This is a genomic window from Arthrobacter sp. CC3, from assembly GCF_039907775.1.
GTDB lineage: Bacteria > Actinomycetota > Actinomycetes > Actinomycetales > Micrococcaceae > Arthrobacter.
The window spans coordinates 76,441-96,064 of sequence record NZ_JARCCY010000003.1; the positions used below are offsets into that span (position 1 = coordinate 76,441).

General features: G+C 67.0%; 18 protein-coding genes. 11 read left to right on the top strand and 7 right to left on the bottom strand.

Annotation, left to right across the window (positions count from 1 at the left end; translation table 11 throughout):
• The first annotated feature begins 11 nt into the window (after positions 1–11).
• Together pheA and PV761_RS02185 are read left to right on the top strand one after the other, a co-directional pair.
• Complete coding sequence (pheA, locus tag PV761_RS02180) at positions 12–995, top strand: prephenate dehydratase (RefSeq protein WP_347893993.1); 984 nt, start codon at positions 12–14, stop codon at positions 993–995.
• A 92-nt stretch (positions 996–1,087) separates the two neighbouring features.
• A complete protein-coding gene (locus PV761_RS02185; RefSeq protein ID WP_028270298.1) occupies positions 1,088–1,297 on the top strand; it encodes a hypothetical protein in 210 nt (69 codons plus the stop codon).
• A gap of 36 nt (positions 1,298–1,333) precedes the next feature.
• Here PV761_RS02185 and PV761_RS02190 read toward each other — a convergent pair whose 3' ends face one another.
• Positions 1,334–2,428, bottom strand: coding sequence for a diacylglycerol kinase family protein (locus PV761_RS02190; RefSeq protein ID WP_028270299.1), 1,095 nt, complete (start codon positions 2,426–2,428; stop codon positions 1,334–1,336).
• Positions 2,429–2,505: 77 nt separating this feature from the next.
• On the opposite strand from PV761_RS02190, the gene serS reads away from it, so the two are divergent.
• From serS to PV761_RS02205, 3 genes are all read left to right on the top strand, one after another.
• Complete coding sequence (gene serS, locus PV761_RS02195; RefSeq protein ID WP_347893996.1) at positions 2,506–3,786, top strand: serine--tRNA ligase; 1,281 nt, start codon at positions 2,506–2,508, stop codon at positions 3,784–3,786.
• Between the two features lie 174 nt (positions 3,787–3,960).
• Positions 3,961–4,974 (top strand): hypothetical protein, encoded by a 1,014-nt coding sequence (locus PV761_RS02200; protein WP_347893998.1) that lies wholly within the window; start codon positions 3,961–3,963, stop codon positions 4,972–4,974.
• Positions 4,975–5,172: 198 nt separating this feature from the next.
• Positions 5,173–6,033 (top strand): HAD family hydrolase, encoded by an 861-nt coding sequence (locus tag PV761_RS02205; RefSeq protein ID WP_347894000.1) that lies wholly within the window; start codon positions 5,173–5,175, stop codon positions 6,031–6,033.
• A 67-nt stretch (positions 6,034–6,100) separates the two neighbouring features.
• Here the strand turns inward: PV761_RS02205 and PV761_RS02210 are convergent, their stop codons facing one another.
• Both PV761_RS02210 and PV761_RS02215 read right to left on the bottom strand, forming a co-directional pair.
• Entirely contained in the window at positions 6,101–6,700 is a 600-nt protein-coding gene (locus tag PV761_RS02210) for a MarR family transcriptional regulator (RefSeq protein ID WP_028270311.1), read from the bottom strand.
• Positions 6,701–6,818: 118 nt separating this feature from the next.
• Complete coding sequence (locus PV761_RS02215) at positions 6,819–7,139, bottom strand: hypothetical protein (protein ID WP_347894002.1); 321 nt, start codon at positions 7,137–7,139, stop codon at positions 6,819–6,821.
• 172 nt (positions 7,140–7,311) lie between these two features.
• Between PV761_RS02215 and PV761_RS02220 the strand changes: the two genes are divergently transcribed.
• Complete coding sequence (locus PV761_RS02220; protein WP_347894004.1) at positions 7,312–9,744, top strand: phosphoketolase family protein; 2,433 nt, start codon at positions 7,312–7,314, stop codon at positions 9,742–9,744.
• 72 nt (positions 9,745–9,816) lie between these two features.
• Here the strand turns inward: PV761_RS02220 and PV761_RS02225 are convergent, their stop codons facing one another.
• From PV761_RS02225 to PV761_RS02235, 3 genes are all read right to left on the bottom strand, one after another.
• Entirely contained in the window at positions 9,817–10,575 is a 759-nt protein-coding gene (locus PV761_RS02225; protein WP_347894006.1) for a DUF429 domain-containing protein, read from the bottom strand.
• A gap of 3 nt (positions 10,576–10,578) precedes the next feature.
• The gene (locus tag PV761_RS02230; protein ID WP_028270314.1) at positions 10,579–11,919 is read right to left on the bottom strand and encodes a carboxylesterase family protein; all 1,341 of its coding nucleotides are present in this window, start codon (positions 11,917–11,919) and stop codon (positions 10,579–10,581) included.
• Between the two features lie 165 nt (positions 11,920–12,084).
• The gene (locus PV761_RS02235) at positions 12,085–12,573 is read right to left on the bottom strand and encodes an inorganic diphosphatase (protein WP_028270315.1); all 489 of its coding nucleotides are present in this window, start codon (positions 12,571–12,573) and stop codon (positions 12,085–12,087) included.
• A 151-nt stretch (positions 12,574–12,724) separates the two neighbouring features.
• Between PV761_RS02235 and dacB the strand changes: the two genes are divergently transcribed.
• Positions 12,725–14,197 carry a D-alanyl-D-alanine carboxypeptidase/D-alanyl-D-alanine-endopeptidase gene (gene dacB / locus PV761_RS02240; RefSeq protein ID WP_347894008.1) on the top strand — a complete coding sequence of 491 codons (1,473 nt, stop codon included), beginning with the start codon at positions 12,725–12,727 and terminating at the stop codon, positions 14,195–14,197.
• On the opposite strand, the gene PV761_RS02245 is transcribed toward dacB, so the two are convergent.
• Positions 14,194–14,412, bottom strand: a complete 219-nt coding sequence (locus tag PV761_RS02245; RefSeq protein ID WP_347894010.1) for a hypothetical protein — start codon at positions 14,410–14,412, stop codon at positions 14,194–14,196. The genes dacB and PV761_RS02245 overlap by 4 nt on opposite strands.
• A gap of 105 nt (positions 14,413–14,517) precedes the next feature.
• Between PV761_RS02245 and PV761_RS02250 the strand changes: the two genes are divergently transcribed.
• From PV761_RS02250 to ftsH, 4 genes are all read left to right on the top strand, one after another.
• A complete protein-coding gene (locus tag PV761_RS02250; RefSeq protein WP_347894012.1) occupies positions 14,518–15,636 on the top strand; it encodes a zinc-dependent metalloprotease in 1,119 nt (372 codons plus the stop codon).
• Between the two features lie 69 nt (positions 15,637–15,705).
• Positions 15,706–16,767 (top strand): tRNA lysidine(34) synthetase TilS, encoded by a 1,062-nt coding sequence (tilS, locus tag PV761_RS02255; RefSeq protein ID WP_347894014.1) that lies wholly within the window; start codon positions 15,706–15,708, stop codon positions 16,765–16,767.
• 29 nt (positions 16,768–16,796) lie between these two features.
• On the top strand, positions 16,797–17,348 hold the full coding sequence (hpt, locus tag PV761_RS02260) for a hypoxanthine phosphoribosyltransferase (protein WP_028270320.1): 552 nt from the start codon (positions 16,797–16,799) through the stop codon (positions 17,346–17,348).
• A 203-nt stretch (positions 17,349–17,551) separates the two neighbouring features.
• A complete protein-coding gene (gene ftsH, locus PV761_RS02265; protein ID WP_028270321.1) occupies positions 17,552–19,621 on the top strand; it encodes an ATP-dependent zinc metalloprotease FtsH in 2,070 nt (689 codons plus the stop codon).
• Positions 19,622–19,624: the final 3 nt, after the last annotated feature.

Sequence of the window (19,624 nt, forward strand, 5' to 3'; positions counted from 1 at the left end):
AAGGACAGTCCATGCCCGCGTCGCCCGTCACCTACACCTTCCTCGGCCCGGAGGGGACGTTCACTGAGGCGGCGCTGATTCAGGTTCCGGGCGCCGTCGAGGCCGTCCGCATCCCCTCCTCCAATGTGAACACCGCGCTGGACAAGGTACGTGACGGGTCAGCCGATGCCGCCATGGTGCCCATCGAGAATTCCGTGGAGGGCGGTGTCACGGCAACCCTGGATGCCATCGCGTCCGGCCAGGAACTGAGGATTGTCCGCGAGGCTCTGGTTCCCATCAGCTTTGTCCTGGTGGCCCGCCCGGGGGTGGAAATCCGGGACATCCGCCGGATCTCCACCCACGGACACGCCTGGGCCCAGTGCAGGCTCTGGGTCGAAGCGAATATGCCAAATGTGGAATACATTCCCGCTTCCTCCACAGCGGCGGGGGCCATGGGGCTGCTGGACGAGGAGGGGGTCCACTACGACGCCGCCATCTGCGCCCCGATCGTGGCCACCGAGCAGCCCGGGCTGCAGGTGCTCGCTGAGAACATCGGCGACAACCCCGGGGCAGTGACGCGCTTTGTCCTGGTCAGCCGGCCCGGGGCGCTGCCACACCGCACCGGAGCTGACAAGACCACGGTGGTTGTGCCCCTGCCGGAGGACCGGCCGGGTGCGCTGATGGAGATCCTGGACCAGTTCGCCACCCGCGGCGTGAACCTTAGCCGCATCGAGTCACGGCCCACCGGCCAGTACCTCGGCCACTATTTCTTCAGCATAGACGCCGACGGCCACGTGGAGGACGCCCGTGTTGCCGATGCTTTGGCCGGCTTGCACCGGATCAGCCCGGCCACTCGATTCCTCGGCTCCTATCCGCGGGCCGACGAGCAGAGCCCGGAGGTGGAACCGCACACCTCCGACCAAGCATTCCAGGCGGCACATGAATGGGTGGCAGGGATTCTCCGAGGAGCATCGATCGCTCCCGTCCATGCCCCGCAAGGTTCGCCCACAGCTTAGGCAAATGCCCCTTGGGGTACTTCCCCGCCCGCACAGCAGTGCGTATGCTTGCCTGATCCATTGGGGAAGACCTCTACCGGAAGGAGCGGGTCATGTCAGGAACCAGCAGCGACAATGACGGCCAGGGAATGATTGTCAATCCCAAGCCGACTGCCGACAACCAGGACTGGGACGGCGACGATGCAGACAGGGCGGATCGCCTGCGCTTCGAAGAGGAGCAAGCCATGATCCGTGAACAGTCCGAAGCCCGTGCGGCGGCAAAGGCCGCAGCCGAGGCGGAGGAGAAGAAGGCCAGCGCCTGATTCCGGCGTCCCCGCAGGAAGCGTCCTTCCGGAGGCCTACTGCGGGGTGGAAGCTTCCCCTGCGGACGGTTCGCCGCCCTTGCTTTCCGTAACCCGCACCAACAGTGATCCCGGCGCCACCTGGACGGTAACGTCCGTGGCCTCGCCTGAGGGATCGCCGTCGACCTGCGTGGCCACCGGTTCCGCACACTTGATCACGATCTTGCCGGAGCGGTAATAGCTCATCACCGGCAAGTTCCTCTTGTGCTTGAACATGATCTTTGTGTACATCGCAATCCACCCGATGGCGCTGCGCGGGCTCATCACCACCACATCCAGCATGCCGTCGTCGATCATGGCCTGCGGGATGAAGTCGATGCCACCCGGAATCAGGCCGCAGTTGGCGAACAGCACGCTGCGGATCTTCCGGGACTGTTCCGGCTGGTCGTCCAGGGCGATGGACACCTTCTTCCGCCGCCCGGGCAGGTGCCTGACCCCGGCCTCGGTGTAGGCCAGCCAGCCGACGGCCTTCTTCAGCCCGTCGTTGGTGTCCCCGACGACCTCGGCATCCATGCCCATGCCGGCAATCACCAGGAACACATGCTCCGACGACGCGCCCGTCCGCGAGTTCCGGATGCCCATCCGCGCCGTGTCGATGTGCCGCTGGTGCCCGAAGAGCGCCGTCTGGATGCTGCCGTGGACGTCGTTGACGTCCAGGTGGATGTTCCTGGCCAGCAGGTTTCCGGTGCCGAGCGGGATGATGCCCATCGGCACGTTGGTGTGGGCCAGCTTCTCGGCCACAACGCGTACCGTGCCGTCTCCGCCGCCCACCAGGACGACGTCGGCACCGCTCTTCAGTGCCGCCTCGGCCTGCGCATATCCGGGATCTTCCGCTGTTGTTTCGAAAAAGACGGGGGCTTCCCAGCCGGCCGACAGGCAGGCGCGCTGGATGAGGGCGCGGGCCTCCGCCGACTTGGCCTTGATCGGGTTCATCACCACGGCCACCTTCTGCTGCTCCAGGCCGGGATGGTACGTGTCCTCCTGGACCGCACTGCGTGTGTGCAGCGCTTTGAGCCTCCGGACACCCCACCAGCTGGAGACCGCGAAAGCCAGGGCCGCAGCAAGGATGAGGTAGAGCAGCCAATCGTTCATGGTGCTCCAACACTATCCCGCACGGACCTCCGCACGGCCCACCGCGTCATCCCGGGCGGATTCGATACTCTTGTCTGGTGATCGACGTAAAAGACCTCAGCGAAAATCCGGACAAGTTCCGTGCCAGCCAGCGCGCCCGCGGCGCCGACGAGTCCGTGGTGGATGCGATCATCTCAGCGGACGCGGCCCGCCGCGCGGCATTGATCCGCTTCGAAAACCTTCGCGCCGAGCAGAATGTCTTCGGCAAGAAGGTGGCACAGGCCAAGGGCGAGGAAAAGCAGGCCCTGCTGGCGGAGGTCAAGGTCCTGGCCGCGTCGGTCAAGGAAGCCTCGGCCGAAGCCGACGTTGCCCAGGCCCAGCAGGAAGAACTGCTCCGCGCCATTCCCAACCTGATTGTGGACGGGGTGCCAGAAGGCGGCGAGGACGACTACGTTGTGGTCAAGACCGTCGGCGAACCCCGCGAATTCCCTGATTTCGAGCCGAAAGACCACCTGGAAATCGGTGAGCTGATCGGCGCCATTGACATGGAGCGCGGCGCCAAGGTGTCCGGCTCACGCTTCTACTTCCTCCGCGGCGTCGGCGCCCGGCTGGAGATGGCTCTCCTGCAGATGGCCATGGAACAGGCCATCGATGCAGGTTTCGTCCCCATGATCACCCCCACGCTGGTCCGTCCCGAAACGATGCAGGGCACAGGATTCGACGTCAAGCACGACGCCGAGATCTACCGCCTCGCCGAAGACGACCTGTACCTGGTGGGCACCTCGGAGGTGGCCCTCGCCGGCTACCACGCGGACGAGATCCTGGACCTCTCCGCCGGCCCCATCCGTTACGCGGGCCAGAGCTCCTGCTACCGCCGCGAGGCGGGGTCGCACGGCAAGGACACCCGCGGAATCATCCGCGTCCACCAGTTCAACAAGGTGGAAATGTTCATCTACACCACGGTGGAGGAGGCAGCTGCCGAGCACGAGCGCCTGCTCGCGTGGGAAGAGGAGATGCTGGCCAAGTGCGAACTCCCGTACCGGGTGATCGACACCGCCGCCGGCGACCTCGGCAACTCTGCGGCCCGCAAATTCGACTGCGAAGCCTGGGTGCCCACACAGGGCGCCTACCGCGAACTGACGTCCACGTCCAACTGCACCACGTTCCAGGCCCGCCGCCTGAACATCCGCGAGCGGGTCCTGAACGAGGACGGCGCGCCCAAGGGCACCCGCGCCGTCGCCACCCTCAACGGCACCCTGGCCACGACGCGCTGGATTGTGGCCATCCTGGAGCACCACCAGAACGAGGACGGCTCGGTGAACGTCCCCCGGGCGCTCCAGAAGTACCTCGGCGGCCTGGAAGTGCTTCCGGTCCTGTAGTTTTCGGGTTCTCCTAAGCTTGTTCGCGTTTCCTGCCCCTCACGGGCCTGATGCGCGGACAAGCTTAGGATCTGCCGGACGGAGGCGGCGTGACCGTTCCTCCACACGTCGCTCGGGTCCACATAGCCCACCGTTTCCGGTGCTGGCTGCCGCCTGGTGCGTCATTCTGTTGGCATGGAAATCCCGCCCGGACTGATCGACTCAGCCGCCGTTCTGCGCACCCAGGGCGGCACCAATTTCATCCATCGCGAGTTCAGGGCGGGAAAGCTGGTGCGGATCCGCCGCGGCTACTACGTGCGCACCACCGATTGGATCCGCGCCCACCCGTCGCAGCGCTTCGCGTGGTCGACGGCGGCGGTGGCCAGATCGGTGAAAGACGCCGTGCTCTGCGGGGAAACGGCAGCCCTTGCCATCGGCCTGCCCACGCTCAGGACCCCCGCCTGCGTTGAGCTCGCAACAACCCTGCCCGGACGCAGCGGGACACGGCGGTCTCCGCTCCTGGTCCTGGGCGGGGACGGCACGGCCAAAGAGGTCCGCGACAAGCGCTCCTATCCACTCCGCTACTGCCTCAAAGCCGAGGTAGAGCCCGTGCAGCACGGTGAGTTCCGGTGCACGGGGCTGATGCAGACCGCGGTGGATGTCATGGCTTCCGGCAAGCTGGGCAACGCCCTGGTGGTTGCTGACGGTGTGGCCCGAAAACTGCACGCCGGGGGCGCCCTTGCCGCGGGTGCCAGCCTTCTTAGCGTGCCCGGCATTGCGGACCGCATAGCCGCCCACCCGTTTGCAGCTGCCCGGCGTCGTGCGGAACTGGCTGCCGGCCTCGCCAGTCCGCTCGCTGAGTCTGTTGGCGAGTCGTTCAGCCGTGCGGCCTTTGAGTATCTGGGCTTCGAGCAGCCCGTGCTCCAGCACGTCTTCAACGACCATGATGGCTTCATTGGCAGGAGTGACTGCTGGTGGCCGGAACAAGGTGTGGTGGGGGAGTTCGACGGCAAAGGCAAGTATGTTGACGCCGCGATCCGCGGCGGGGTCACGCCGGAGGAGGCCCTCTACCTCGAAAAGCTACGCGAAGACCGGATCCGCGGCCTGGGGTGCGGCTTCGTGCGCTGGAGTTGGGCGGATGTGGATAACCCTGAACGGCTGAGGCGCAAGCTCCTGGCGGCCGGGCTGCGCCCACGGAACCGGCCCTAGTCCGCGCATCAGTACCCTCAAGGGCAGGAACTGCGAACAAGGTTCGGAAAGGGCGGGATTTTGCGGCCGCACATGGCGTCGGGTGACACGCAGGCAAACACTCACAATGTGGACAAACTGTGGGTGTTTACCACAAGTTAACATCGGCTGTGGCGTGCGTCCTAGCGGCCGTCCGGGGGCGTCTGCTGTACTAGGTGAATGACAACATTGACTGAAACCTCAGTCGCTGGCAACGATGACCAGCGAGACAACGGCAAGAACAACTCACCCAAGCTCATGGTGGCCCTGGACGTGGACGGCACCCTGGTCAACCACGACGGCCACATGTCGGCCCCCGTCCGTGAAGCGGCCCAGGCTGTGGTCGCAGCGGGCCACGAGGTCATGATCGCCACCGGCCGGTCCCTCAACGCCACCCTCCCCATCATTGAGCAGATCGGTATCGAAACCGGCTACGCGGTGTGCTGCAACGGCGGCGTGACGCTCCGGCTGGATCCGGCACACCCTGAAGGCTACGAGGTCATCCGCAAGGCCACGTTTGATCCCGGCCCGGCGCTCCGTGCCCTCCGCAAGCGGCTCCCCATGGCCAAGTACGCGCTGGAGGACGAGCACGGCAACTTCCTCTCCACCGAGCGCTTCCAGGACGCGAGCTTCGGCGTGGAGGCCATCGGCGTGGATTTCCAGACCATGCTCGACGCTACCGCAGTGCGCGTGGTGGTCTTCAGCTCCGAAAACACGTCCGAGGAGTTTAACGAGGCCATCAAGCACATCGGCCTGTCCGGTGTCACCTATTCCGTCGGCTGGACTGCGTGGCTGGACATTGCCGCGGAAGGCGTCACCAAGGCCAGCGCCCTGGAACACCTCCGGGGGCACCTGAGCATCGAGTCGCACCTCACGGTGGCGATCGGCGACGGCCGCAACGACATCGAGATGCTCACATGGGCCGGCCGCGGCGTCGCCATGGGCCAGGCTCCCGACGAAGTGGTTGCCGCCGCGGACGAGGTCACCATGTCCGTCCACGACGACGGCGCCGCGCACGTTCTCCGCAGCCTGCTGTCCTAAGCCGGACTGCTTCGCGTTCGGCCCGGGGCACAGCCGGGCCGCACCCGGTTCTCCGGGCAGCCCGGGCTTAGCGGACCTCGAGAATCAGCTGCAGCAGCCGGGCCGCCGCCGGGCGGGCTGCGTGCTCCTCGTTCCACTGGGCCCTGGCCACGGCCTTGCTGACAGCCTGGGTGGTGATGCCAAGCTCCTGGGCGACAGCCTTTTGCTGGCCTCGCACGCCGGGCGTCAGCAAATCCAGGACACGCCACTCTGCCGCGCTACGGTCGTGCACAATGTGGCCGAGGAGCTTCAGGACGGCCTCTGCTTCCGCGGCGAGATCTGCGAACGGACCGTCAACTGCAACGGGGACGCGTTCCTTGCCGTTCCGCAGGCGGTCCACGGCGCGGCGGGCGTAGATAAGGCCGTGCCCGGTAGCGTCCCTGATCTGGTTGGGCAGCGGCTCATTCACCGGCCCAACACCGATCCCGACGAACCAGCTGCCGCAGCGAAGGGCGATCAGGGCAGCCTCCACCGCTTGGTGCGGGAACTCAACGATGCCCTGGACCTCGTCCTCAACCGACCGGTCGAAGTCGAGGCGCGCCGGTATGTGCCGCAGGTCCTTGAGCAACTGCGGCACCCGGTCACCGTCGCGCCGGCTGTCCGTTTGATTGATGGTCAGCGTGAACATTCTGGATGACAGACTACCCGGTGACGGCCCGGGCTCAGCGGGAATCTGACAGGCGGACAGTTCCGTGCTGTCGCTGCCCACCTTGGACGCGGCGGGTTCCTGACCATGCACCCATCATCTAATCCAAAGACACCGCGGAATGGACGACGGCGGGCGGCAGCGCTGGTAATGCGGCTGCGGCTTCCGGGACGCCAGTATGTCTCAGACCCTCCTGGATCATGCCCACCAGCTGGTCAGGGCTATTCCGTGTGGTGAAGGTGAAGAAACGGAGACGCCTCCCGGCGCCGTCCGAACCTGATGCGGGCTGCGCTGTGGCTGTCACCCGTGATTCCCTGGCGCGGAACACTACTGCAAACTGTCCCCGCACACCCAGTGAAATCTTGTCCTCAGGGTTCAGCGTCTTCAGCAGCCGGTCCGCGTCCGTTCCTGCCGGAGCCACAACGGAGCGAAGGGTTCCGGCGTCGATGTCCTCCCAGAAGGTTGCCCTCGCGGCGAGACCAACCCATCGCTATGAACTTCTCGTCGAAAGTGTCCGGGGTTGTGTCAGGCGCGTGGAGATGTTGCGATGGGAGCTGTGCCACCGACGGAGCCCCAGCGAAACGAGGACTGCAGTGACCAGTGACGTGAGTGATGCCCTGCTTGGTGACTCCGAACTTGGGCTCGTGGACCGCTGGTGGCGGGCGGCCAACTACCTGTCCGTGGGCCAGATCTACCTCCGCTCCAACCCGCTGCTGCGCGAACCACTCCGCGCGGAGGACGCCAAGTCCAGGCTCCTGGGCCACTGGGGCACCACCCCGGGACTCAACTTCGTCTACGCCCACCTCAACCGGGCCATCCGGCGGGACCGGCAGGAGATGCTGTTCATCGCCGGACCCGGCCACGGCGGCCCGGCGGTGGTGGCCAACGCATGGCTCGAGGGCACCTACTCGGAGATCTACAGCAACGTGGGCAACGACGAACCGGGGCTTGCTGAGCTGTTCCGGCAGTTCTCCTACCCGGGCGGCATCCCCAGCCACGCCGCTCCCGAGACCCCGGGCTCCATCAGCGAGGGCGGCGAACTCGGCTATTCCCTGGCGCACGCGTACGGGTCCGTCTTCGACAATCCGAAGCTGATTACCGCCGTCGTGATCGGTGACGGCGAGGCGGAAACCGGGCCGCTGGCGGCCAGCTGGCACTCGCACAACTTCCTGGACCCCGTTGCTGACGGCGCAGTGCTGCCCATCCTGCACCTGAACGGCTACAAGATCGCCAACCCCACGATCCTGGCCCGGATGCCAGAGGCCCAGCTGGAACAGCTCCTGCGCGGCTACGGCCACCAGCCGTATTTTGTCACCGTGGCGGATCCCGACGACGTCGACAGCGCCCACCGCGATTTCGCCGCTGTTCTGGATACGTGCCTGGCTGACATCCGCGCCATCCAGTCGGAGCGCCGCGCCGCCGTCGCCGTGTCGCCGGACGGCGCCCCGTCGCCAGCCGACGCAGGCGCCGGCGACGACGCAGGCGCCGCCCGGTGGCCCATGATTGTGCTGCGTTCACCCAAGGGCTGGACCGGACCCAAGCAGGTGGACGGCAAGCAGGTGGAGGGCACCTGGCGGAGCCACCAGGTGCCGCTGTCCGAGGTCCGCACCAATCCGGAGCACCTGGCCCAGCTGGAACAGTGGCTCCAGTCCTACCGGCCGGGCGAACTGTTCGACGACGCCGGCCGGCTCATGCCCGACGTCGCGGAAAACGCTCCCGCCGGGGAGCTGCGGATGAGTGCGACGCCGTACGCCAACGGCGGCATCCTGCTGCGCGACCTCAAACTGCCGGACTACGGCAAGCACGCCGTCGAGGTGCCCGTGCCGGGCGTGGAGCGGGTCAGCGCCATGATCACCCTGGGCGGTTGGATGCGGGACGTTGTTGCGCAGAACCCCGAGACGTTCCGGCTTTTCGGCCCCGATGAGACCGCGTCCAACCGCCTCCAGGACGTCTACGACGTCACGGACAAGGTCTGGCAGTACCGGATCGACGACGTCGACGAGCACCTCGCGCGGGCCGGGCGCGTTATGGAGGTGCTCAGCGAACACCTCTGCCAGGGCTGGCTGGAAGGCTACCTCCTGACCGGCCGGCACGGAGTGTTCAGCTGCTACGAGGCCTTCATCCACATCGTCGACTCCATGTTCAACCAGCATGCCAAGTGGCTCAAGGTCCACCGGGAGCTCGCCTGGCGCCAGCCCGTGGCGTCGCTGAACTACGTGCTGTCCTCGCACGTGTGGCAGCAGGACCACAACGGCTTCTCGCACCAGGACCCGGGCTTCATCGACCACGCCGTCAACAAGAAGGCCGAGGTCATCCGGGTGTACCTGCCGCCGGATGCCAACACGCTGCTCTCCGTCATGGAGCACTGCCTCGGATCCAGGGACTACGTCAACATCGTGGTCAGCGGCAAGCAGCCCTCACCCACCTGGCTGGGGCCCGCCGATGCCGCCCACCACTGCCAGCGCGGACTGGGGATCTGGGAGTTTGCCGGATCCGAGGTGCCGGGAGAGGAGCCGGACGTGGTGCTGGCCTGCGCCGGGGACGTACCCACGGTGGAGACCGTCGCCGCCGCGGAGTTGCTGAAGGAAGGCGCCCCCGGGCTGAAGATCCGGGTGGTCAACGTGGTGGACCTGATGCGGCTCCAGGACGACCGAGAACACCCCCACGGGCTGAGCTCACGCGACTTCGACGGCATCTTCACCGCGGACAAGCCGATCATCTTCGCCTACCACGGCTACCCGTCCCTGATACACCGGCTGGCCTACCGGCGCACCAACCAGGAAGGCCTGCACGTCCGCGGCTACAAGGAAGAAGGCACCACCACGACGGCGTTCGACATGGCCATGCTCAACGGGATTGACCGCTTCCAGCTGGCCATCGACGCCATCGACCGGGTTCCCGGACTGGCGGAGCGGCACTCCCTGCTGCGCCAGTCGCTGCAGGATCAGCGCATCCGGGCGCATAACCACACGCGCAGCCACGGCGAGGATATGGCGGAGATCCGCGACTGGACGCTCGGCGGGTAGTCCGGGGCGGGTAGCCCCGGGGCGGGCAGCGCTCGGGGCGTAGCCCGGGAAGGGTAGTCCGGTGAACGCAGGTTACCCGGTCCCGGTCAGGCCCGCGAGCGGGCCGGACGGCACGTGGATCCAGCCTTCGCTGAGGGCCGCGGCGGCATGGTCATCCGGCGGCATCAGGGTCTGGCGGAGGCTCACGGCGCGGGCCGTGAGCGAGGCGATGACGGCGTCGAACATGTCGTCGGAGGCCTCGAGGGCGTCACGGTATCCGGCCAGGTCCAGCCAGGGCGCCACGGCGGTCAGGCTGCCCAGGATCACGCCCAGCCGCTCCGCCTCCGCGGTGCCGCGCCCTTTGTAGCCGCGGGCGCGGATTCCCCAGAGTTTCAGCGAGGCCGCGGGGTAGACCTCCGCCAGCCGGCCGGAGCCATCCCTGGCCTGCGGGCCGTAATCCTGTGCGATCTTGGCCTGGATGACCGCGCAGCGCATGGCGGGATGGGCCAGCCGGTCCGCGGAGACGCTGAGCGGAATGAGGCCGGTGGCGCCCGTGACGAACCTGTCGGTGTCCCTGTAGGCCAGCAGCCGGCGGCCCGCAATCCCGTCGTGGTCCAGGACCGGATGCGGGTCGAACTCCAGGTGCCCGGCAAGGAACGGAAGGAGTGCGTCCGGCCAGCCCAGCGGGCAGTCGACGCCCGTCAAGTCGCTGCTGCCGAACAGCTCCACGATCTCCTCGTCGGTGACGTCCAGGGAGAGGTGGACAAGCCGCGCACCACCTTCCGTCCACTCGAGAACCGCCGCCGCGGTTTTCCTGGTGGCCGCAGCGAGGTCCACGCCCAGGGTCCTCACGGGTCAGGCGGAACGGTAGCGGAGCGTGCCGGGGAGTTCTCCCCGGGTATCGAGGCCCTCCCCGGAAGCGAACCGGGCCCAGATGGCGCGGAGGGCGCGGCCCTGGGCGTCGATGTCGTCCCAGGTGGCGCCCGCGACAAGGCCGGCCGTGGCCCACGTCTGTTTGTTTCCGAACAGCAGCGGCAGGTCAACCGTGTGGGCGGCCCCAAAGTAGTTCCCGGGCGCGGCCCACGTGAGCACGTAGCTGTACGCTTTTCCTCCGGCCCGGGCATGCCGCCGGGCGAACTTGCGGGCGGCCCGGCCGTAAACGGCTTGGGTCACGGCACGGCTGACTGCGTTAACGACGGCGGTTCCTAGCACCGGAATTTTGGCCAGGCGTTCGGCGACGGGGTTTCCCGGCAGGAACATCCGTGCCTCGTCGGCGGTATGGCCGATCAGGACCTCGATGCCGGGCGCGGCCGAGTTCCACGCGGCTTCAATCTCGTGTTCCGGCGGCAGCGGTGCGTGTCCGTACTGCGTGCCGAAGGGCATGGCGGCCTTCAGCCCGTACTTCCGGGCCACCTGGGAAACACGCCCTTCGATGGCAACCACGTCCATCGCGGGGGTGTCTTCGGTGACATGTTCCGCAGCGACGCCCATCGCGGCGTTCATCTTCTCCCGGCCCCGGGTAATGCCCAGGGGCGCACTCTGGATGATGGCGCGCTGGAACAGCGAGGCTGCCTCCGGCGTCGCCATCAGATGCGCGACGGCGTCGCCTCCCGCCGACTGGCCAAAGGCGGTCACGCGCTCTGGATCGCCGCCGAAGGCGCGGATATTGCGCTGCACCCAGCGGAACGCCTCAAGCTGGTCCAGCAGGCCGAGATTTCCGGGCCGGCCTGTGCCGGTCGCGAGATATCCGAACAGGCCCAGGCGGTACGTCACGGAGACAACGATGACCCGGTTCTCGGCCACCAGGGTCTTGGGATCGAAAATGGCCAGGTCGCCGGAGCCCGAGGTGTAGGACCCGCCGTGGAGCCACACCATGACCGGAACGCGCTCGCCGTCGGCAAGGCCGGCCGGGATGGTGATCGAGAGGCGCTGGCAGTCTTCGCTGCCGGGAAGCTCACCGTAGCGGGTTCCGAGGATGTCGTCGAGGAACGGCACCGGGCCCTGCGGGCACGCGGGGGAGAGCGAGGTTGCGGCCAGGACTTCGGTCCAGTCGGGTGCACTGGCCGGCGGCTGGAAGCGGCCCGCCGTGGCGTACGGGATTCCCGTGGCGCGCACGACGTCGCCGTCGCGCCAGCCGCTGACCGGCCCGCAGGGCGGACTGAAGCACGGAGGATTGAAGGCAGGAACGTCACTCATAAGGCAACGATTTCACGGAAGGCTGGCACACTCCTGAGAACGACGACGGCGGGTGCCGGGTTCCCGTGCTCCCCGCCAGAGCGCGAGCGGACACTTGAGGCCCCGGAATCCGCAGATTCCAGGGCCTCAAGTGTCCGTTCGCGCTAATGCGCGGCGATGGCGTAACTAGTGTGCTGCCGGAACGTAGCGCTTGATGGAAGCTTCCAGCTCGGCTTCGGCAGCGGCGCGGTCGCCCCAGCCTTCAGCCTTGACCCACTTGCCCGGCTCCAGGTCCTTGTAGCGGGTGAAGAAGTGCTCGATTTCCTTGATCAGGTATTCGCTGACGTCGCTGACCTCTTTGATGTGGTCGAAGCGGGCGTCGGTGGGAACGCAGAGGACCTTGGCGTCCCCGCCGCCGTCGTCGGTCATGTTGAACACGCCGATGGGGCGGGCTTCAACGATGACGCCCGGGTGCAGATCGAAGTCCTGCAGGAGCACCAGTGCGTCCAGCGGGTCGCCGTCTTCGCCGAGCGTGTTCTCGAAGAAACCGTAGTGGGTGGGGTACTGCATGGACGTAAACAGGACACGGTCCAGGCGGACGCGGCCGGTCTCGTGATCGACTTCGTACTTGACGCGTGATCCCTTGGGGATCTCGATGGTCACGTCATGCTTCATGGAATGCTCCTCGACTTCAGGGTGTTCGCGGCACACAGAATGACCAGCAAAAGGAGTGTCGGTGCCGCCGACTACTATTGAGGATATAGCGATAGGCCCAGGTTTCATGAACTAGTGGGGACATTTCAGGACTATAAGGACCAGCAGCAGCATGAAACGCATGATGAGCCACGTGGCCAGCCATCCCTGGGCCGCCATCATCAGGCGGCAACTGCCGCTCGCGCTGCTCACCATCCTGATTGTGGCGCTCGCCGTCCCCGCGGCCATGCTGATCGCCCCTGCCTTCACCGGGCGGGGCCCGGAGCCGGCCAACACTGAGTCTGCTGTTCCCGCCTGGCAGCAGGTCCCGCGGGACCTCTCCCTTCCGCAGGGAATCGCCCCCCTCAAGGACTCGGCTCCCGTACCCTGGCCGGACGCCCTAGGAGCCCAGCTCAACACCACACTGCAGGCCGACGGCGGCGGGTCCTTCACCGGCGTGGTGCAGGACGCCGCCACCGGGCAGGTGCTGTTCGACCGCGGCGTTGCGGAAGCCCGGGTGCCCGCCTCCAACATGAAGCTCCTGACGGCCGCCGCCGCCGTCCGTGCCATCGGCCCGGACCAGCGCTTCAGCACCCGGGTGGTGTCCGGGGCTGAGCCGGGGTCGGTGGTTCTCACCGGCGGCGGCGACGTCCTGCTGGGTGCGGGGGAGTCGTCCCGGGACAGCGTGCTGGGCCACGCCGGGCTGGCCACGCTGGCCCAGCTCACGGTCAAGGCCCTGCAGGAAAGCGGCGTCAAAGGCCCGGTGCAGGTACGGCTGGACGATTCCTTGTTCACCGGTCCGGCGCTGAACCCGACGTGGAGCCCGGACGATGTGGCAGCCGGCGAGACCGCACCCCTGTTCCCGCTCGCCCTCAATTCGGCCAGATACGACCCCGCAGTGACCACCGGACCTCGTCCGCAGGACGCCGCCATGACAGCGGCAGAGGCGTTCTCCGCCCAGCTCACGACGGCGGCCGCCGCCGCCGGGCTGTCCGTCACGCCCGGCGTCGTGCGTGGCCAGGCACCGGAAAGCAGCAAGGTGCTGGCCGAGGTCCAGTCCGCCACGCTCCGCCAGCAGGTGGACCTGATGCTTCAGACCTCGGACAACTACCTCGCCGAGGTGCTGGGCCGGCTGGCGGCCGTCGCAGCCGGACAGCCCGGCAGCAATGACGGCGCCACGGCCACGGTGTTCAAACAGGTGCAGGACCTCGGAATCCCCACGGATGGCCTTCGCGTGGCCGACGTCTCGGGGCTGTCGCTGGGCAACCAGGTCTCGGCCGGGCAACTCGCCGAGATCGTCCGGGCCATCACCTCCGGCACGGACCCCAGCCTGCGGGCGGCCATCGGCGGCTTCCCCGTGGCCGGCCTGACCGGAACCCTGGGCAGCAGGTACACCGACGCATCGACGGAGCGCGGCGCCGGGCTGGTCCGGGCCAAAACCGGAACCCTGAATTCCGTGATCGCACTGAGCGGCTACGTGGTGGACGCGGACGGGCGCCTCCTGGTGTTCTCCTTTATAGGAAACGGGCTGCAGCCCGGCGCTGCGGGCAACCGGACAGCGCTGGACCGCACGGCGTCGGCCCTGGCTTCCTGCGGGTGCCGCTAGTTTTCTGAAGCGGAACTCAGCTGCACTCCGGTTCCGGGTGATGCCTCCGCAGCCCCAAACGCGGCGGTGCCCAGCAGCGCGGCCATCAGCACAGCCGACAGGACGGACCTCCAGCCGGTGCTCTTACCCAGGCTCAGCGGCGGGATCGGACGGTACGCAATCATCGGACTCTCCTCGGTGGTGTGGACTTCGGTACCAACTCTGGTCCGGAACATTTGTGTTCCTCTGTTCCGATCCTGTGCCCTGCCTGTGCGTTGAACCCGTTCGCCGGTCAGCGAACTTAAGGCGTAACTGCAGGGTGCTGTGATCTGATGGACGCTATGGAGTCAACTGCAGGCGATTCATCAGCACAGGCCCAGGCACTGATCAACTGGGAGCTCGCAGCGTCAACAGCCGCGCGGCTGGCTCCCGCGGGCCCCGCGCTGGGGTCCGCCGAAATCGGGGCGGCCGTGGAGAACCTGCGCCTCATGGCGGATATTTCCGTGCCGCACGTCCACGACATCACCGGGCTGGAGGCGGCACGGGACCTCCGTGATTCGTCCGTGCTGGTGGTGGACCGCGCTTCCTGGGCCAAGGCCAACACCCAGAGCTTTGCCGTCATGCTGAAACCGGCCATGGAAAAGATGCTCGAAGGCCGGCGCGGAACCATGAGCCCCGGTGCCGCATCCGTGAGCGGAGCCATCACCGGAAGCCAGTTGGGCGCCGTGCTCGCCTTCCTCTCCAGCAAGGTCCTGGGCCAGTACGATCCTTTCTCGGCGCTCGCCGAGGACTCCACCGCCCCCGCCGCCGGGCGCCTGCTGCTCGTGGCGCCGAACATCGTCCAGGTGGAGCGCGAACTCAACGTTGCCCCCGAGGATTTCCGGCTGTGGGTCTGCCTGCACGAACAGACCCACCGCGTCCAGTTCGCCGCCGCGCCCTGGCTCCGCCACCACATGCTCAACGAAATCGACAATCTCAGCGAACACCTGCTGGGCAACGTGGACACGCTCCTCGAACGCGCATCGGCCGCGGCCCGGTCGCTGAAGGACCGCACGGCCGCCGGAACAGCGCCCGGCCGCGGCGCCATCCTGGACCTGCTGCAGGACCCGGAGGAAAAAGCTTCCCTCTCGCACTTGACTGCCGTGATGAGCCTGCTGGAGGGCCACGCCAACGTGGTGATGGACGCCGTGGATTCCAGCATCGTCCCGTCCGTCAAGACGATCCGGCAACGCTTCAACGCCCGTGGCAAGGACCGCGGCGTCGTGGAGAAGTTCATCCGCAGCCTGCTGGGCCTCGATGCCAAGATGCGGCAGTACACGGACGGCGCCAAGTTTGTCCGCGCCGTAGTGGACGTCGCCGGCATGGACGGCTTCAACCGGGTCTGGGAATCCGCCGGGAACCTGCCCACCGAACCGGAAATCCATGACGCCAAGCTCTGGCTCGAGCGGATGGGGCTCTAGTTGTCCCAACCCCCAACCGGACGACGGCGTCCCGGCCGGCTGTCGCCCGTCGTCGGCAAGGCGCGCAAAATGTTGCAGAACGCCCTGGCCGACGCCGGCTACCCCGGCCGGGTGCTCGTCGCCTGCAGCGGCGGCCCGGACTCCCTGGCCCTGGCCGCCGTCGCGTCCTACTTCGGGCGCCGCGGCCATGTGGACGGGCACCCCGTATCGGTGGGCGCCGTCGTCGTGGACCATCAGCTGCAGCCCGGTTCAGCCGGCGTTGCCGCCCAAACCGCAGACATCCTCCGGGGCCTGGGGCTCTCTCCCGTGGACATCCGGCGGGTTGACGTCGCGTCCACCGGGATCGGCCCCGAAGCCGCTGCGCGGGACGCCCGGCACGCCGCCCTGGAGGAAGCCGCCGCCCAGGCCGGTGCCGGCGCGATCCTCCTCGGCCACACCCTGGATGACCAGGCGGAACAGGTGCTGCTGGGACTGGCCCGGGGCTCCGGAACACGCTCGCTTGCGGGAATGCGGCCGGTCCGCGGACTCCTGCTCCGGCCTTTCCTGGGCCTCCGCCGTGCCGACACCCTGGAGATCTGCGCCGTCGAAGGCCTGGACCCGTGGCACGATCCGAGCAATGCCGATCCGTCCTTTGCACGGTCAAGGACGCGGGTGGAGGTCCTTCCGATGCTGGAGGAAAAGCTTGGTCCCGGCGTCGCGGAGTCCCTCGCCCGGACGGCGGCCATCCTGCAGCTGGACGCCGATTACCTCGACGACGTGGCGAACAGCACTTATGGGCAACTGGCCGAGCAATCCGGCGACGAAGTCAGCCTGCCTGAGAAAGCCCTGGGCGAGCTGGCCCCCGCCATCCGGTTCCGGGTGATCGCGAAGGCGGCCGCCGCCGTCGGGGGCCAGCAACCAAGCTATCAACGGCTGCTCGCCGCGGAAGCGCTCCTGCGCCGGCAGGGCTCCGCCGGTCCCGTGGAACTTCCCGGCGGCGTGAGTGCCTACCGGCTTTCCCTGGCGCAGATCCTCGCCGGCGAAGGGCAGAATCAGCCGGCCGGGGCGCAGGACGCTCCCAACGGCGGTCCCCGCGAAGCCGCCCGCTGTGGGAAGCTAGTATTCCGGCTTCACAAGCCGCCCCAAAAATAGTCGCACCCGCATCTACACAGGAGCCATTGGTGGATTCAAACGACGTCCAGGCAGACCTCAAGCACGTTCTCTACACCAAGGATCAGATCCAGCAGCGGATTACCGAGCTCGCTGCCGAGATCGACAAGGACTACGAGGGCCGGGAGCTCCTCATCGTCGGCGTTTTGAAGGGCGCGGTGATGGTCATGGCGGACCTGGCGCGGGCACTTCACAGCCACGTTTCCATGGACTGGATGGCAGTTTCCTCCTACGGTTCCGGCACCCAGTCATCCGGTGTTGTGCGGATCCTGAAGGACCTCGACACGGACCTGATGGGCAAGGACGTGCTGATCGTTGAAGACATCATCGATTCCGGCCTGACGCTGTCCTGGCTCAAGACCAACCTGGAATCCCGCGGCACCGCCTCTGTGGAAATCTGCACCGCCTTCCGCAAGCCCACGGCCGCGAAGGTCCAGATCGACGTCAAGTACGTCGGCTACGACATCCCCAACGAGTTCGTGGTGGGCTACGGCCTGGACTACGCCGAGAAATACCGCAACCTGGACTTCGTGGGCACCCTGGCCCCCCACGTCTACGAGTAGGCACACTCCCCGGGATCCCTCCCGGCCGGCTGGGCCCGAAAAGGCCGCGGCCATGCACCGCTACGCCTAGAGGGAACTTTTGCCCTACACCGTGCGTGATTCACTCCGAACGGTGTATAGCTAGAAGCTGACGCAGCACCACACGCGCGCAGACCAGTCGCCGTGCAGCACTACCAGGAGGGACGGGGCCAGCCCCCGATCAGATGAAAGCTAAGAGTTTCTTCAAGGGCCCGGGCATCTGGATCGTAGTTGTGGTCGGAATGCTCCTGCTGGCCTTTGCCACGCTCGCCCCCGGCGGGGCTACCCGGATCGACACCAAGCCGGGCCTCGAGCTTCTTGCAGACAGCGGCAAGGTGGAACAGGCCAAGATCTTCGACGCGGAAAACCGCGTGGACCTGGTCCTCAAGGACAACCTGGTCATCGACGGCCAGGACAAGGGCAAGAACGTCCAGTTCTTCTTCGTCAACGCCCGCGCCGCAGACGTGGTCAAGGCAGTCACCGACGCCAACCCCTCAAGCGGTTTCACTGACCAGCCGATCGAAAACAACTGGTTCTCCGGCCTGTTCTCCCTCCTGATTCCGGTACTGCTGCTGGGTGTCCTCTTCTGGTTCCTGCTTTCCCGCATGCAGGGCGGCGGATCCAAGATCATGCAGTTCGGCAAGTCCAAGGCCAAGCTGGTCAACAAGGACATGCCCCAGGTGACCTTCAGCGACGTCGCCGGTGCCGACGAAGCCGTCGAAGAGCTCCAGGAAATCAAGGAATTCCTCCAGGAACCGGCCAAGTTCCAGGCCGTGGGTGCCAAGATCCCCAAGGGCGTGCTGCTCTACGGCCCTCCGGGCACCGGCAAGACCCTGCTGGCCCGTGCCGTCGCCGGTGAAGCGGGCGTGCCGTTCTTCTCCATCTCCGGTTCCGACTTCGTCGAAATGTTCGTCGGCGTGGGCGCGTCCCGTGTCCGCGACCTCTTCGAGCAGGCCAAGGCCAGCTCGCCCGCCATCATCTTCGTGGACGAGATCGACGCCGTCGGCCGCCACCGCGGCGCCGGCATCGGCGGCGGCAACGACGAACGCGAGCAGACCCTCAACCAGCTGCTGGTTGAAATGGACGGCTTCGACGTCAAGACGAACGTCATCCTGATCGCCGCCACCAACCGTCCTGACGTGCTGGACCCGGCCCTGCTGCGCCCCGGCCGCTTCGACCGCCAGATCACCGTTGAGGCACCGGACCTCGTGGGCCGCGACCAGATCCTGCAGGTGCACGCCAAGGGCAAGCCGATGGCTCCCGGCGTCGACCTGAAGGCCGTCGCCAAGAAGACCCCCGGCTACACCGGTGCCGACCTCGCCAACGTCCTCAACGAAGCCGCCCTGCTGACGGCCCGCTCCAACGCCAACCTGATTGACGACCGCGCCCTCGACGAAGCCATTGACCGCGTTATGGCCGGCCCGCAGAAGCGCAGCCGCGTCATGAAGGAACACGAGCGGAAGATCACGGCCTACCACGAAGGCGGACACGCCCTGGTGGCGGCCGCCCTGCGGAACTCCGCCCCGGTCACCAAGATCACCATCCTGCCCCGCGGCCGCGCCCTGGGCTACACCATGGTGGTCCCGGAGAACGACAAGTACTCCATTACCCGCAACGAACTGCTGGACCAGATGGCCTATGCGATGGGCGGCCGCGTGGCCGAGGAAATCGTCTTCCACGATCCGTCCACCGGCGCCTCCAACGACATTGAGAAGGCCACCGGAACGGCCCGCAAGATGGTCACGGAGTTCGGCATGAGCGAACGCGTCGGCGCCGTCCGCCTCGGACAGGGCGGCGGGGAGCCGTTCCTGGGCCGCGACGCCGGCCACGAGCGCAACTACTCGGACCAGATCGCCTACATTGTGGACGAGGAAGTGCGCCGCCTGATCGACCAGGCGCACGACGAGGCCTACGCGATCCTCACCGAGAACCGCGACATCCTCGATTCCCTGGCCCTTGAGCTCCTGGAGCGGGAAACCCTCAACCAGGCCGAGATCGCCCACGTCTTCCGGGATATCCGCAAGCGCGACTTCCGCGAAGTCTGGCTCTCCAAGGAATCCCGGCCGGTGCAGACCGCCGGTCCCGTGGAATCCCGCCTCGAAAAGGCCGAACGTGAAGCCCAGGAAGAAGCCAAGGAAGCACGCCTGGAAGAGCCGCTGGACGCCCAGCCGCCCCACCCCCAGGGCGTGTCAAGCCAGGAGACCTTCGGCGGCGGTGTTACGGACGTCGGCGCCGACGGACCGCATCACGGCTAAGCT

Excerpts from the sequence above, each read along its gene's own strand:
- tilS (WP_347894014.1), top strand. The coding sequence starts at position 15,706 with ATGTTGCAGAACGCCCTGGCCGACGCCGGCTACCCCGGCCGGGTGCTC.
- PV761_RS02230 (WP_028270314.1), bottom strand. The coding sequence starts at position 11,919 with ATGAGTGACGTTCCTGCCTTCAATCCTCCGTGCTTCAGTCCGCCCTGC.
- PV761_RS02250 (WP_347894012.1), top strand. The coding sequence starts at position 14,518 with ATGGAGTCAACTGCAGGCGATTCATCAGCACAGGCCCAGGCACTGATC.
- PV761_RS02205 (WP_347894000.1), top strand. The coding sequence starts at position 5,173 with ATGACAACATTGACTGAAACCTCAGTCGCTGGCAACGATGACCAGCGA.
- PV761_RS02190 (WP_028270299.1), bottom strand. The coding sequence starts at position 2,428 with ATGAACGATTGGCTGCTCTACCTCATCCTTGCTGCGGCCCTGGCTTTC.
- PV761_RS02210 (WP_028270311.1), bottom strand. The coding sequence starts at position 6,700 with ATGTTCACGCTGACCATCAATCAAACGGACAGCCGGCGCGACGGTGAC.
- ftsH (WP_028270321.1), top strand. The coding sequence starts at position 17,552 with ATGAAAGCTAAGAGTTTCTTCAAGGGCCCGGGCATCTGGATCGTAGTT.
- PV761_RS02185 (WP_028270298.1), top strand. The coding sequence starts at position 1,088 with ATGTCAGGAACCAGCAGCGACAATGACGGCCAGGGAATGATTGTCAAT.
- PV761_RS02200 (WP_347893998.1), top strand. The coding sequence starts at position 3,961 with ATGGAAATCCCGCCCGGACTGATCGACTCAGCCGCCGTTCTGCGCACC.
- PV761_RS02245 (WP_347894010.1), bottom strand. The coding sequence starts at position 14,412 with ATGTTCCGGACCAGAGTTGGTACCGAAGTCCACACCACCGAGGAGAGT.
- dacB (WP_347894008.1), top strand. The coding sequence starts at position 12,725 with ATGAAACGCATGATGAGCCACGTGGCCAGCCATCCCTGGGCCGCCATC.
- PV761_RS02235 (WP_028270315.1), bottom strand. The coding sequence starts at position 12,573 with ATGAAGCATGACGTGACCATCGAGATCCCCAAGGGATCACGCGTCAAG.
- pheA (WP_347893993.1), top strand. The coding sequence starts at position 12 with ATGCCCGCGTCGCCCGTCACCTACACCTTCCTCGGCCCGGAGGGGACG.